14 protein-coding genes are annotated in these 13,586 nt (G+C 59.3%); 8 read left to right on the forward strand and 6 right to left on the reverse strand.

The window, feature by feature from the left end; genetic code table 11:
- Positions 1 to 13 precede the first annotated feature (13 nt).
- Entirely contained in the window at positions 14 to 418 is a 405-nt protein-coding gene (locus ACZ3HH_RS04145) for an acetyl-CoA sensor PanZ family protein (protein ID WP_465802900.1), read from the reverse strand.
- Between the two features lie 255 nt (positions 419 to 673).
- On the opposite strand from ACZ3HH_RS04145, the gene ACZ3HH_RS04150 reads away from it, so the two are divergent.
- From ACZ3HH_RS04150 to ACZ3HH_RS04180, 7 genes are all read left to right on the forward strand, one after another.
- Positions 674 to 2,338, forward strand: coding sequence for an OFA family MFS transporter (locus ACZ3HH_RS04150; RefSeq protein ID WP_465802902.1), 1,665 nt, complete (start codon positions 674 to 676; stop codon positions 2,336 to 2,338).
- 268 nt (positions 2,339 to 2,606) lie between these two features.
- A complete protein-coding gene (gene hisB, locus ACZ3HH_RS04155) occupies positions 2,607 to 3,200 on the forward strand; it encodes an imidazoleglycerol-phosphate dehydratase HisB (protein ID WP_007897437.1) in 594 nt (197 codons plus the stop codon).
- A complete protein-coding gene (gene hisH / locus ACZ3HH_RS04160) occupies positions 3,200 to 3,838 on the forward strand; it encodes an imidazole glycerol phosphate synthase subunit HisH (protein ID WP_059181795.1) in 639 nt (212 codons plus the stop codon). Before hisB ends, hisH begins: the two co-directional genes overlap by 1 nt.
- A complete protein-coding gene (locus tag ACZ3HH_RS04165; RefSeq protein ID WP_008024930.1) occupies positions 3,839 to 4,096 on the forward strand; it encodes a DUF2164 domain-containing protein in 258 nt (85 codons plus the stop codon).
- 42 nt (positions 4,097 to 4,138) lie between these two features.
- Positions 4,139 to 4,876 carry a 1-(5-phosphoribosyl)-5-[(5-phosphoribosylamino)methylideneamino]imidazole-4-carboxamide isomerase gene (gene hisA, locus ACZ3HH_RS04170; protein WP_465802906.1) on the forward strand — a complete coding sequence of 246 codons (738 nt, stop codon included), beginning with the start codon at positions 4,139 to 4,141 and terminating at the stop codon, positions 4,874 to 4,876.
- Between the two features lie 9 nt (positions 4,877 to 4,885).
- Positions 4,886 to 5,656 carry an imidazole glycerol phosphate synthase subunit HisF gene (hisF, locus tag ACZ3HH_RS04175; protein WP_007897430.1) on the forward strand — a complete coding sequence of 257 codons (771 nt, stop codon included), beginning with the start codon at positions 4,886 to 4,888 and terminating at the stop codon, positions 5,654 to 5,656.
- Positions 5,657 to 5,729: 73 nt separating this feature from the next.
- A complete protein-coding gene (locus ACZ3HH_RS04180) occupies positions 5,730 to 6,485 on the forward strand; it encodes a substrate-binding periplasmic protein (RefSeq protein ID WP_465802910.1) in 756 nt (251 codons plus the stop codon).
- Positions 6,486 to 6,488: 3 nt separating this feature from the next.
- Here ACZ3HH_RS04180 and ACZ3HH_RS04185 read toward each other — a convergent pair whose 3' ends face one another.
- The 5 genes from ACZ3HH_RS04185 to gpmI form a co-directional block, all read right to left on the reverse strand.
- Positions 6,489 to 7,694, reverse strand: a complete 1,206-nt coding sequence (locus tag ACZ3HH_RS04185) for a trypsin-like serine peptidase (protein ID WP_465802912.1) — start codon at positions 7,692 to 7,694, stop codon at positions 6,489 to 6,491.
- 137 nt (positions 7,695 to 7,831) lie between these two features.
- Complete coding sequence (locus ACZ3HH_RS04190) at positions 7,832 to 8,614, reverse strand: divergent polysaccharide deacetylase family protein (protein ID WP_465802913.1); 783 nt, start codon at positions 8,612 to 8,614, stop codon at positions 7,832 to 7,834.
- Between the two features lies 1 nt (position 8,615).
- Positions 8,616 to 9,935, reverse strand: a complete 1,320-nt coding sequence (locus tag ACZ3HH_RS04195; RefSeq protein WP_465802915.1) for a S41 family peptidase — start codon at positions 9,933 to 9,935, stop codon at positions 8,616 to 8,618.
- A gap of 31 nt (positions 9,936 to 9,966) precedes the next feature.
- Entirely contained in the window at positions 9,967 to 11,259 is a 1,293-nt protein-coding gene (locus tag ACZ3HH_RS04200; RefSeq protein WP_465802917.1) for a murein hydrolase activator EnvC family protein, read from the reverse strand.
- 229 nt (positions 11,260 to 11,488) lie between these two features.
- Positions 11,489 to 13,018, reverse strand: a complete 1,530-nt coding sequence (gene gpmI / locus ACZ3HH_RS04205; RefSeq protein ID WP_465802919.1) for a 2,3-bisphosphoglycerate-independent phosphoglycerate mutase — start codon at positions 13,016 to 13,018, stop codon at positions 11,489 to 11,491.
- 153 nt (positions 13,019 to 13,171) lie between these two features.
- Here gpmI and ACZ3HH_RS04210 point away from each other — a divergent pair, with 153 nt between their 5' ends.
- On the forward strand, positions 13,172 to 13,585 hold the full coding sequence (locus ACZ3HH_RS04210; RefSeq protein WP_123361124.1) for a rhodanese-like domain-containing protein: 414 nt from the start codon (positions 13,172 to 13,174) through the stop codon (positions 13,583 to 13,585).
- Position 13,586 lies beyond the last annotated feature (1 nt).

Raw genomic sequence — 13,586 nt, forward strand, 5'->3', positions numbered from 1 at the left:
GACCGGTCAGCGATCACTTCGGGAGCTCGTCCAGCGGCACTTTCAGCTTAGCCGCTAGCGCTTGAGCTTCGAGGTGCCCGGCAGGCGCCAATAGCCGCAATGTCGCGCCTGATTGCGACGCCATTTTCTGCGCTTCGTTCACCATGCGCTCGGCAACGCCACGGCGACGGGTGATTTTTCGTACGCATAAATGGGACAAATGCCAGACGTCGTGGTGCCGTTGCAAACGTGCCGCACCCAACAGGCGATCGTTGAAGCGTCCGGCGATCAGCGAACCGTCCTGCAGGCAGTCTTCAATCAGCTGCATGTCTCCTGTAAATGGCGCAAACAGCCAGTCAGGGGCGTCACGGTAGATCTTCTGCAGGTCTTGCTGATCCTGATAAGTGGCTTGGTTCAGCAGCTCGACAATGATCGGCATGGTGTCTCCCTTGAAAGTAATCGCGTGAAAACAAATTGTTGCGGTTGTACGAGAACAGACGACTTACAAAAAGGTGATATCACTTTGGTTTTTCTGTCACGTGCAAATGGTAACCTCTGCCCGTTCGTCCGTCCTTATCGCGACGTGATGTCGCACCAAAATGGAGCTTCACCTAAAAAACAGTCATGCCTGCGTGCATAAAGGCTGGGGGTGAAGAGCGGCTGGCGAACCATACTAATAATTGGGGGAAACACCATGACTACGAGCATCACGGCGGACGGCATCAAAGCCGACCAGCCCGCGTTCCTGTCCAAGGAACGCATCATCGCCAAGCCCGGTTTTAACCGTTGGCTGGTACCACCGGCCGCTCTGGCCATCCACCTGTGCATCGGCATGGCCTACGGCTTTTCGGTGTTCTGGTTGCCGTTGTCCAAAGCCCTGGGCGTCACCAAGGCCGTGACTTGCGCGCCGGACATGAGCTTCATCGCTCAGGTTTTTTCGTCTCAATGCGACTGGCCGATCTCGATGCTCGGCTGGATCTACACCCTGTTCTTCATCTTCCTTGGTTGCTCGGCAGCCATCTGGGGCGGCTGGCTGGAACACGCAGGTCCGCGCAAGGCCGGTGTTGTGTCGGCACTGTGCTGGTGTGGCGGTCTACTGATTTCGGCGCTGGGGATCTATACCCACCAGATCTGGCTGATGTGGATCGGCTCCGGGGTCATTGGCGGTATTGGTCTGGGCCTGGGTTACATCTCGCCGGTCTCGACCCTGATCAAGTGGTTCCCGGACAAGCGCGGCATGGCCACAGGCATGGCGATCATGGGTTTCGGCGGTGGCGCGATGGTGGGTGCTCCACTGGCTGCAGCGCTGATGGGCCACTTCGCTTCGCCAACCAGCGTGGGCGTATGGCAGAGCTTCCTGGTAATGGCCGCGATCTACTTCGTGTTCATGATCGGTGGCGCGCTGTCCTACCGCGTTCCGCCAACTGGCTGGAAGCCTGAAGGCTGGACTGCTCCGGCAAAAAAAGCGTCGAACTCGATGATCACCCATCGTCACGTCCATGTGAATGTGGCGTGGAAAACCCCGCAATTCCGTCTGGTGTGGCTGGTGCTGTGCCTGAACGTATCGGCGGGTATCGGCATCCTTGGCATGGCTTCGCCACTGTTGCAGGAAGTCTTCGCCGGTAAATTGCTGGGTACCGACCAGACGTTTGGTCAGCTGGATGCCGGGCAACTGGCCTCGATCGCAGCGATTGCGGCCGGTTTCACCGGTTTGCTGAGCCTGTTCAACATTGGTGGCCGGTTCTTCTGGGCTTCGTTCTCGGACTACCTGGGCCGCAAAAACACTTATTTCGTGTTCTTCGCCCTCGGTTTTGCGCTGTACGCGCTGATTCCGAATCTCGGTCACCTGGGCAACGTTGCGCTGTTCGTGGCGGCGTTCTGCATCATCCTGTCGATGTACGGCGGTGGTTTTGCGACAGTGCCGGCTTACCTGGCTGACTTGTTCGGGACGCAAATGGTCGGCGCGATCCACGGTCGTCTGCTGACGGCTTGGGCGGCGGCGGGTGTGTTGGGGCCGGTGTTGGTGAACTACTTGCGTGAGTATCAGCTGAGCATCGGCGTTGAGCGTGCTGCGGCTTACGACATCACCCTGTACATCCTCGCGGGCCTGCTGGTGCTGGGTTTCCTGTGCAACCTGATGGTTCGCCCGGTGGCCGACAAGTACTTCATGACCGACGCTGAACTGGCGGCCGAACAGGCGCTGGGCCACGACAAGGGTGCTGACGCCAGCACCGTGCTGGAGTGGAAAGCGGATGCGGGCACCAAGCCCTTGGCGGTGGCTGCGTGGTTGGTGGTGGGTATTCCGTTGGCGTGGGGTGTTTGGGTGACGCTGCAAAAGACTGCGGTGTTGTTCCATTAAGTAAACGCATCATCCCTGTGGGAGCGAGCCTGCTCGCGATAGCGGTCTGACAGTCGACAGAGATGTTGAATGTGGAGGTCTCATCGCGAGCAGGCTCGCTCCCACATTTGTTTCGCGTTTTTGCAATGAAACCGCTTGTACTGACATGTCTATCCCCGACAGCAGGGGATTCACTCCGTCAGTGATATCACCTCTCGTGTTTCTGTTTAGCGCCCGCGACCCTATAATGGCTGCCTTTTTCGCCCCAATGATTTTTGCGGAGCTGGTGATGGCCGAACGTATGGCGTCTGTCGAGCGCGACACTCTGGAAACCCAGATCAAAGCCTCGATCAACCTGGATGGCACCGGAAAGGCCCGATTTGATATCGGTGTACCTTTTCTTGAGCACATGCTGGACCAGATCGCCCGTCACGGGCTGATCGACCTGGATATTGTCAGCAAGGGCGACCTGCATATCGACGACCACCACACGGTGGAAGACGTCGGTATCACCCTGGGTCAGGCCTTCGCCAAAGCTATCGGCGACAAGAAAGGCATCCGTCGCTACGGCCACGCCTATGTGCCGCTCGATGAAGCGCTGTCGCGCGTGGTGATCGACTTCTCCGGCCGCCCTGGCCTGCAGATGCACGTTCCCTACACCCGTGCCACCGTTGGCGGCTTCGACGTTGACCTGTTCCAGGAATTCTTCCAGGGCTTCGTCAACCACGCCCTCGTCAGCCTGCACATCGACAATCTGCGTGGCACCAACACCCACCACCAGATCGAAACCGTGTTCAAGGCTTTCGGCCGCGCCCTGCGCATGGCCGTAGAGCTGGATGACCGCATGGCCGGTCAGATGCCGTCGACCAAAGGCGTTCTGTAATGCAGACGGTCGCGGTTATCGATTACGGCATGGGCAACCTGCACTCGGTGGCCAAGGCCCTCGAGCACGTCGGTGCCGGCAAGGTGCTGATCACCAGCGATGCCGATGTGATTCGCGAAGCCGATCGCGTGGTATTTCCCGGCGTCGGCGCGATTCGCGATTGCATGGCGGAGATCCGTCGCCTGGGCTTCGACTCGCTGGTGCGTGAAGTCAGCCAGGACCGTCCGTTCCTCGGCATCTGCGTGGGCATGCAAGCCTTGCTCGACAGCAGTGAAGAGAACGACGGCGTTGACTGCATCGGCCTGTTCCCGGGCGCGGTGAAGTTCTTCGGCAAAGACCTGCATGAAGATGGCGAACACCTGAAAGTCCCGCACATGGGCTGGAACGAAGTGAAGCAGAAGGTGAGTCACCCGCTGTGGCACGACATTCCGGACCTGGCGCGTTTCTACTTCGTGCACAGCTACTACATCGCTGCCGGCAATGCGCGGCAAGTGGTGGGTGGCGGTCACTATGGTGTTGATTTCGCCGCCGCGCTGGCCGATGGCTCGCGTTTCGCCGTGCAGTTCCACCCGGAGAAGAGCCATACCCATGGCCTGCAATTGCTGCAGAACTTCGCCGCGTGGGATGGTCGCTGGTAAATGGCCGTCAAGAAGAAGCCGCCGATCCTGACCCTCACTCCCGAACAGGAGAACGAGGCCAATCACAAGATCAAACGCTTCATGGAGGATCGCTTCGAGCTGGACCTGGGTTCGTTCGAAGCGGCTGAAATCCTTGAGCTGTTTACCCGCGAAATTGCTCCGCACTATTACAACAGGGCGATTTTCGATGTGCAGACGCACCTCAAAGAGAGGTTCGAAAGCATCGAAAGCGACCTGTGGGCGCTCGAGAAAAACTGATTTCCGAGCGAAGCTGAATACTCGAATTTGAAGGTTTGCCAGATGCTGATTATTCCCGCTATCGATCTCAAAGACGGTGCCTGTGTTCGTCTGCGCCAGGGCCGCATGGAAGATTCCACGGTGTTCTCCGATGACCCGGTGAGCATGGCTGCCAAGTGGGTGGAAGGCGGTTGCCGCCGTCTGCATCTGGTCGACCTGAACGGTGCCTTCGAAGGCCTGCCGGTCAACGGCGAAGTGGTTACCGCCATCGCCAAGCGCTACCCGAACCTGCCGATCCAGATCGGCGGCGGCATCCGTTCCCTGGAAACCATCGAACACTACGTGAAAGCGGGCGTGAGCTACGTGATCATCGGCACCAAAGCCGTGAAAGATCCGGCCTTCGTCGCCGAAGCCTGCCGCGCGTTCCCGGGCAAAGTGATCGTCGGCCTGGATGCCAAAGATGGTTTTGTCGCCACTGACGGCTGGGCTGAAATCAGCACCATTCAGGTGATCGACCTGGCCAAGCAATTCGAAGCCGACGGCGTGTCCGCGATCGTTTATACCGACATCGCCAAAGACGGCATGATGCAGGGCTGCAACGTTTCGTACACCGCCGCCCTGGCCGCTGCGACGAAGATTCCGGTGATCGCTTCCGGCGGTATCCACAATCTGGGTGACATCAAGTCGCTGCTCGACGCCAAGGCACCAGGCATCATCGGCGCCATCACCGGCCGGGCGATTTACGAAGGCACCCTCGATGTCGCTGAAGCGCAAGCTTTCTGCGATTCGTACAAAGGCTGAGGACTCACCATGGCGCTGGCCAAACGCATCATCCCTTGCCTGGACGTGGATAACGGCCGGGTGGTCAAGGGCGTCAAGTTCGAGAACATTCGCGATGCCGGCGACCCGGTGGAAATCGCCCGTCGCTACGACGAGCAAGGTGCCGACGAGATTACCTTTCTCGACATCACCGCCAGCGTCGACGGTCGCGACACCACGCTGCATACCGTCGAACGCATGGCCAGCCAGGTATTCATCCCGCTGACCGTGGGCGGCGGCGTACGTACCGTGCAGGACATTCGCAACTTGCTCAATGCCGGTGCGGACAAGGTCTCGATCAACACTGCTGCGGTGTTCAACCCGGAATTCGTCGGCGAAGCGGCTCAGCATTTCGGCTCGCAATGCATCGTCGTCGCCATCGACGCGAAGAAAGTTTCCGGTCCGGGCGAAACCCCGCGCTGGGAAATCTTCACCCACGGTGGTCGCAAGCCAACCGGCCTCGACGCGGTTGAGTGGGCGAAGAAGATGGAAGGCCTCGGTGCCGGTGAAATCCTGCTGACCAGCATGGACCAGGACGGCATGAAAAACGGCTTCGACCTGGGCGTTACCCGCGCCATCAGCGATGCGCTGGGGATTCCGGTGATCGCGTCCGGCGGTGTTGGCAACTTGCAGCACTTGGCCGACGGCATCCTTGAAGGCCACGCCAGCGCGGTGCTGGCGGCGAGTATTTTCCACTTTGGCGAATACACCGTGCAGGAAGCCAAGGCTTACATGGCTCATCGCGGCATCGTGATGCGCTAAACAGTACAGGCCAGTGGACAGCATGGCGGGCTCAAGGCACTCTTGGGCACGCCATGGATTTCGGTAGCCCGACATGCTTAAACGTCTTCTTCTTGTCCTCGCCAGCGCTTCTCTGTTGCTCATCAACGGAGCTCACGCCGAAGAAAATCCCGGCACCGGTCTGGTGTTGCTGACGGAAAACTTCCCGCCGTACAACATGGCGAAGAACGGCAAAAATTTCGCTCAGGACGAGAACATCAACGGCATTGCCGTGGACATTGTCCGTGAGATGTTCAAGCGCGCCGATATCCCTTACAGCCTGACGCTACGTTTCCCTTGGGAGCGAATCTACAAACTCGCCCTGGAAAAGCCAGGCTATGGTGTGTTCGTGATGGCGCGGCTACCGGACCGCGAGAAACTCTTCAAGTGGGTCGGCCCTATTGGCCCGGACGACTGGATCCTGCTGGCCAAGGCCGATAGCAAGATCACCCTCGAGTCGCTGGAGCAGGCGCGCAAATACAAAATTGGCGCCTACAAGGGCGATGCGATTGCCGAGACACTGGCCAAGCAAGGACTGAAACCGATTGTTGTGCTGCGCGACCAAGACAACGCAAAAAAACTGGTCAACGGCCAGATCGACCTGTGGGCCACCGGTGACCCGGCAGGCCGCTACCTGGCGCGCCAGGAAGGCGTGAACGGGCTCAAGACAGTGCTGCGCTTCAACAGCGCCGAGTTGTACCTGGCGCTGAATAAAGACGTGCCGGACGAAACCGTCGCCAAGCTGCAAGCCGCGCTGGATCAGCTGCGCAAGGAAGGCATCGTGGACGACATCATGGGGCGCTATCTGTAGCAATTACCTTGATGTGGTCTGAAGCGTGGCGTCCGGTGTCGCGCTCAAGTACACGGCACTGGTAAACACGTTATTCAACGTCGCCCTTGTCAGCTGCAGTTCCCCTGAGGCGACGCCGATAATGCACAGTGCATGTGCGCCGCTTTGTGGCCCTATTTGAGTATTGATGTAAGCATTTTCAGCGCTGATGGCGGCACTGTAATTGTCAGGAACCTTGCAGTCCCTGGCGTTATGGACCGTTTTATAGCGATAGAAGGGCGCCTTGAGGGAAAACCTGAAATCCCACGTAGGCAATGCGATCTGCCCCTCCGCATTTTGCGTTCTATGAACGTATGACTTGAGCTTCCAGGGCTCAGTGACAGTCAGCTCGACCGGGTCCAGCGAACAGTCCTCCCCATCGCTGGCGAAGACACCGTCAATAAAACACTTGTGCAGAAAGTTGGCCGAGTAGCTGTAGTTGAAACGTGCAGCCTTGCAAGACGTCGAGTGCTCACAGTCGGGCAGTGCTGGTGTATTGCGGGAGGCCATGACTTTACTGACGACGCCGGTGATTTCGTTGGTACGGCGATTCAGCATCGGGCTACCGGAGCCGCCAGCGTAAAGGTCGCAGCTGTTTTTCATGGCTAAAGGGAACACCCCGGGATGATCGATGAACGTTCCGGCGGTTTGTTCAGCGCAGGCGCTCAATCGAAGCCCCTGTTCGGTGAAGCCGCCCGGCGCGCCAATGTTAAGCGCATCCTGACTCTCGTCGGTTTGATGGGACGCCAGCTTGAGCGGGTTGACCCCGGCCTGTATCAGCGACGCCAATGTCGCGTCGACTTCGAGTACTGCAAGATCGGTCCCGACCAGGCTGCTCCATCGGGCGGTCCGAATGGCGTATTGGCGCTTACGCTGTGGCACGTCATGAAAGTAGTGGAAAGTGACGCTGGCTTTCAAAGGCAGATTGGTCCGCGCCGAACCGTACTCAAAGAACACGCAATGGCCGCTGGTGAGCAGGTAAGCAGGGCCGATGGCTCGGCCGTGTCTGTTTCGCGTATCCAGCAGAACGGCGCTGCAGGTCTCGCCCGATTGGAGACTGAGTCGTCCCACGCCGCTCCAGATTTCATAAAAATGCTCACTGTTTTGCAGGGCTCTTGAAGGTGAATCGTTGATGGCGCCTTCGCCCAGGTCGCGCGCCTGCACTGCGGAAATAGCCGGCAGGCCAATCAAGCCTGCGAAGCAAAAGAAGCTGAGATATTTCATGTCCATTCCTTGGTGATGAAATTCGGGGTGAGCGCTATCGTGGCACGCGTCTGTGTGCCGACAGGTATAAATAGTTATCGCGAAATGGAGTGGGCTGGGAGGAATTACCGGGCAGTCGGGAGGCGGTACTGACCATCCTTGCCGTGCGCTGCCGTTGCACGATTGCCGCGCACACTGATCATCTGTTTGATGTCGATCCAGTCAATGCCCTGAGCCTTGAGCTTGGGCAATTCATGTTCAAGCACCGCCAATGTCTGCGGATACGGATGCCCGATCATCACCGCAGAACCCTGCTTGCGCGCCAGGCTGATAGCCGTCTGTAGCTGAGTGAAAATCGCGGCTTCAGTGGGCTCGTCATCGAGGAACACATCCCGCGAAACGCTCGCCAAACCGATCTTCTGCGCCTCGGCGGCCGCCACGGTTTGCGCGCTGGTACGGCTGTCGACGAAGAACTTGTGCCGACGCTGCAAGTCCGCCATCAGCCAGGCCATGGCCGGTTGCTGAACGGTCATGCGGCTGCCCATGTGGTTGTTGATGCCAGCGGTATACGGCACAGCCTGGAACGCCGCGTTCAGGCGCTTTTCGAGCTCTTCGACGGGCAGCTCGGGATGCCAGGCAAATGGCCCGGTAGCCGGGTCCATGGGCATGTGCAGGATGACGATCTTGCCGGCGCGATGGGCTTCGCGAGCGAATTCGGTGGCGTGGGGTGTATCGGGCATGATTGCCGTGGTGACCGGGCCGGGCAGGGCCAGCACGCGGCGATCCCGGGGCAGGTTCTGCCCCAGGTCATCGATGATCAGAGTGATGTAGGCCTTTTGAGGGGCGGGCGCCGCGTGAGCGACACCCGCCAGACAGCACAGCAGACCGAGGAGCAACCGCAGGCGCATCTCAGCGGCCGGAGGTGATGCTCAACCCTTTGAGCAGGCTCAAGGCCTGGGCCAACTGGTAATCGTCATCCTGCGGCATGGCCTTGGCTTTGCCGCTGGAGCTGGTCGGTTTGTCGGCGCCGCCGTTGCCATTGCCCAGGTGACCTTGCAGATCGGCTTCCTTGAAGTACTCGCCGTCCTGCTCGTTGGTGATCTTGGCCTTGCGCACTTCGATGTCCGGAACAATGCCCTGAGCCTGGATCGAGCGACCGTTCGGCGTGTAATACAGCGCCGTGGTGATCTTCAGTGCGCGTTCGTTGTTCAGCGGCAGGACGGTTTGTACCGAGCCTTTGCCGAAACTTGTGGTGCCCATGACCACTGCGCGTTTCTGATCCTGCAGGGCGCCGGCGACAATTTCCGAGGCGGAGGCGCTGCCGCCGTTGATCAGCACGACCATTGGCACGGCTTCACTTTCGTCCTTGCCGGTGGCGGAGAAGCGCAGTTCGGAGTTGGCGATGCGGCCCTTGGTGTACACGATCAGGCCCTTGGTGATGAAGTGGTCGACCACTTCCACCGCCGATTGCAGCACGCCACCCGGGTTGTTGCGCAAGTCGAGGACGATACCGCTGAGCTTCTTGCCGTTGTCCTTGCGCAACTTGGCCAGGGCCTTGGAGACCTCTTCGCCGGTCTTGACCTGGAACTGGGTGATGCGGATGTAGCCGTAGCCGGACTCCAGCAACTGGCTCTTCACGCTCTTCACTTGAATGATGGCGCGGACCAGCGTCACGTCGAACGGCGCGCCGCCGTCGCGGACCAGGGTCAGGGTGATCTTCTGGCCGATCTTGCCGCGCATTTTGTCCACGGCTTCGGTCATGCTCTGGCCGCGAGTCGGCTGGCCGTTGATCTTGACGATGAAGTCGCCGGCCTGAATGCCAGCCTTGGAGGCTGGGGTGTCATCAATGGGCGAAACCACTTTGATGAAACCGTCTTCGGCGCCGACTTCGATGCCCAGGCCGCCGAATTCGCCGCTGGTGCTTTCCTGCAATTCAGCGAAGTCTTCCGGGCCCAGATAGGCGGAGTGCGGGTCGAGGTTGCTGAGCATGCCTTTGATGGCGTTTTCCAGCAGGGTCTTGTCGTCCACCGGTTCTACATAGGCTGCCTTGATCCGGTCCATGACTTCGGCAAAGGTGCGCAACTCGTCCAGCGGCAATGGCGCCTTGGTGGTCGCAGCGGTGCCGGCAGGTGCGACCGCCGGGGCCGGTTGAGCGGCAAACGCCAACGGCGCGCCGATCACCAGGGCAATCGTCAGGGCCAGCGAGGTAAGGCGGGACAAATACAGCATGTCGAACGAACTCCTGAAGTAGATGGCGTGCTTATCCTTGCGCACGACACCATTGCGCCGGATCACTCGGGTGACCCTGCTGACGAATAGCGAAATACAGCGCTGGTGTGTCCTGCCCGCCACTGCTACCGACAGTGGAGATGGACTCACCGGCTTTTACCACGTCACCCGCAGACTTGAGCAACGTCTGGTTGTGACCGTAAAGACTCAAAAAACCGTTGCCGTGGTCGAGAATCACCAGCAACCCGGCGCCTCGCAACCAATCGGCAAACACCACGCGGCCACCGTGCACGGCATGCACCTGGCTGCCGGCGGAAGCGCTGATCATCACGCCATCCCACTTGGTGCGGGCATCGTCGCCACGGCTTTCACCGAAGCGCGCCAGCAGTCGACCATCAACCGGCCATGGAAGTCTGCCGCGAGTGGAAGCAAAGGGGCCGCCAAAGGTTTCGCCTGAACTTGAAACCAGTGCGCCGGGTGTCGATTTAGCGGGTTTGCGTGGGGCATCGGTGGCATCTGCTTCAGCCTGAGCCTCACGTAAACGCTTTTTTTCGGCTTCCTGCTGGGCGATCAGCGCTTTTTGCCGCGCCTCTTCTGCCTCTCGAGCCTGACGGGCCAAGGTTTCTTCAATGGTTTTAAGAACTTTAGACAGGTCTGCCTGATCCTGCTCGCGCGCCGCCAGTTTCTGGTCGCGGGCCTTCACGTCGTCGTTGAGCTTGGCCAGGACTTGCTGACGCTCTTGGCGGACCTTGTCGAGTTCGTCGCGCTGGCTGTCGAGGCCGCTTTTCTGCACCAGCAATTGCGCCTGCTGCAGGCCGATGTCTTTTTCGACATTGGCCAGTTGGCGCAGGGTTTCGTTGAAATTCTTCAACTGCTCCAGGCGGGCCTGGCTCAGGTAGTCGTAATAGGTAAGGGTGCGGGCGAATTTTTCCGGGTTCTGTTGATTGAGCAGCAGCTTGAGGTATTCCTGACGGCCGTTCTGATAGGCCGCGCGGGCCTGGATGGCGATCAGTCGTTGCTGTTCAATGCGCGCGCTCTGGAGTTTTTTTTTCTCGCCATCGAGTCGCTGTAGCTCGGATTCGCTTTTCTTCAGCTCTTTTTGCAGGGCTTCGACCTGCTTCTCGAGCTGGCCCATCTCGGTTTCGGTGCCTTTGAGGTCTTTCTGCACCCCGGATTTTTCTTCCTGGAGTTTACCCAGCAGTTTCTTCAGCTCGGCAATGTCCTGACGCGTGGCGTCCAACTGTTGTTGGGTTTGCGTGCGCTCGTCGGCAAAGGCCGGTTGAAGCAGGCAAGTCAGGGCAAGGGCTATCAGGACGCGAAGCATAGAGGCGGGCGGCACCAGGGAAAGGGACGGCCTAGTATGCCCGCCAAGCGCAGCAAAAAAAATGCCCATTTGGGGTTGTGTGATAACTGGACTGAAAAACACCGAAAACCAATGTGGGAGCGAGCCTGCTCGCGATGGCATCAGTACATTCAACAAAGATGTTGGCTGTCAGATTGCTATCGCGAGCAGGCTCGCTCCCACAGGGTTTGGCGGTGTTTGAAGAGGTTGCTTACACCAGAATCGAAGTACCCGTCATCTCCGCCGGTTTCTCAAGCCCCAGTAACATCAGCATGGTCGGCGCGACATCCGCCAGCACGCCGCCGTCGCGGACCTTGAAATCACGCTTGCCGACATAGATGAACGGCACCGGCTCGGTGGTATGCGCAGTGTGCGCCTGGCCAGTGGATGCGTCGGACATTTGCTCGACGTTGCCGTGGTCAGCAGTAATCAGAGCTTCGCCGCCGACCTTTTCCAGGGCATCGACGATACGGCCGACGCACAGGTCCAGACACTCGACCGCTTTGACCGCCGCATCGAACACACCGCTATGACCGACCATGTCGCCGTTGGCGTAGTTGACCACGATCACGTCATAACGCTGGTTTTCGATAGCATCGACGATGCGGTCGGTGACTTCCGGGGCGCTCATCTCGGGCTGCAAGTCATAGGTGGCGACTTTCGGCGACGGGATCAGGATGCGCTCTTCGCCGGGGAACGGTTCTTCGCGACCGCCGGAGAAGAAGAAGGTCACGTGGGCATACTTCTCGGTTTCGGCGATGCGCAGCTGCGTCTTGCCGTTTTTCGCCAGGTAATCGCCCAGCACGTTGTCCAGGCTGCTTGCGGCGAAAGCCGACGGTGCGGGAATGCTGGCGGCGTATTGGGTCAGCATGACGAAACCGGCCAGTTTTGGCTGGCGAGCGCGTTCGAAATCCTTGAAATCGTCTTCGACGAACACGCGAGTCAGTTCGCGAGCACGGTCGGCGCGGAAATTCATGAAGACTACGGCATCGCCGTCTTCGACCTTCACGGGCTCACCGATGCTGGTGGCTTTGACGAATTCGTCGCTCTCGCCACGCTCGTAAGCGGCTTGCAGGCCTTCCTGAGCGGTGGCGGCGTTGAATTCGCCGTTGCCATCGACAATCAGGTTGTAGGCTTGGGACACGCGGTCCCAACGGTTGTCACGGTCCATGGCGAAGTAACGGCCGATAATGCTGGCGATCCGGCCTTTACCAAGGGCCTGGAACGCAGCGTCCAGCAGTTCGATAGACGACTGTGCGCTTTTCGGTGGTGTGTCGCGGCCATCAAGGAAGGCGTGCAGGTAGATTTTTTCGGCGCCACGCTTGTAGGCCAGTTCAGCCATGGCGACCAGGTGGTCCTGGTGGCTGTGAACGCCGCCATCGGACAGCAGGCCCATGAAGTGCACGGCTTTGCCGGCAGCAACGGCTTTATCCACCGCGGCGCAAATGGTCGGGTTCTCGAAAAACTCGCCGTCGCGGATCGCTTTGGTCACGCGCGTGAAGTCCTGATACACCACCCGGCCGGCGCCAAGGTTCATGTGACCGACTTCGGAGTTACCCATCTGGCCGTCCGGCAAGCCGACGTCCATGCCGCTGCCCGAGATCAGGCCGTTCGGCACGCTGGCCCACAAGCGGTCCAGTACGGGCTTCTTCGCCGCATAGATGGCGTTGGATTCCTGGCTGTCACTGTGACCGAAGCCGTCGAGAATCATCAGGACCAAAGGTTTAGGCGTCGTAGTCATAGATTCCACTCGTGGCTGAATTAAAAGAAGGCGATGGAAAAGGGAGTGGCAGTTTAAAGCGAAGTTCCGGCGCCGTCACCGCCGGACGGGGTTTGGCCCACCATAGTGGCTGTGTATACTGGCCGACATTTTAACGCCCTGGAACCTCCTTCGATGGTTGCTCACCTGATTGAATTTGCCACTAACCACTATTTGCTCGTCGGTATCTTCGTCGTACTGCTGGCGTTGCTGATCGCTTATCAGATGCAGGGCGGCGGCCGTAGCCTGAGCACCGGTGAACTGACCGGGCTGGTCAACAAGGACGCAGGCGTGGTTATCGACATCCGTCCGATCAAGGATTTCACCGCTGGCCACATTGTCGGCGCGTTGAACATTCCTCACGACAAACTGACCGCTCGCGTCGGCGAACTGGAAAAGCACAAGGCCAAGACCATTATCCTGGTCGACGCCATGGGCCAGACTGCCGGCACTCATGCCCGCGAACTGATGAAAGCCGGCTTCACCGCCGCCAAGCTGTCTGGCGGTATTTCCAGCTGGAAAGCCGACAATCTGCCGCTGGTGAAGTGAT

Source organism: Pseudomonas sp. PME37.24/025, assembly GCF_055556615.1.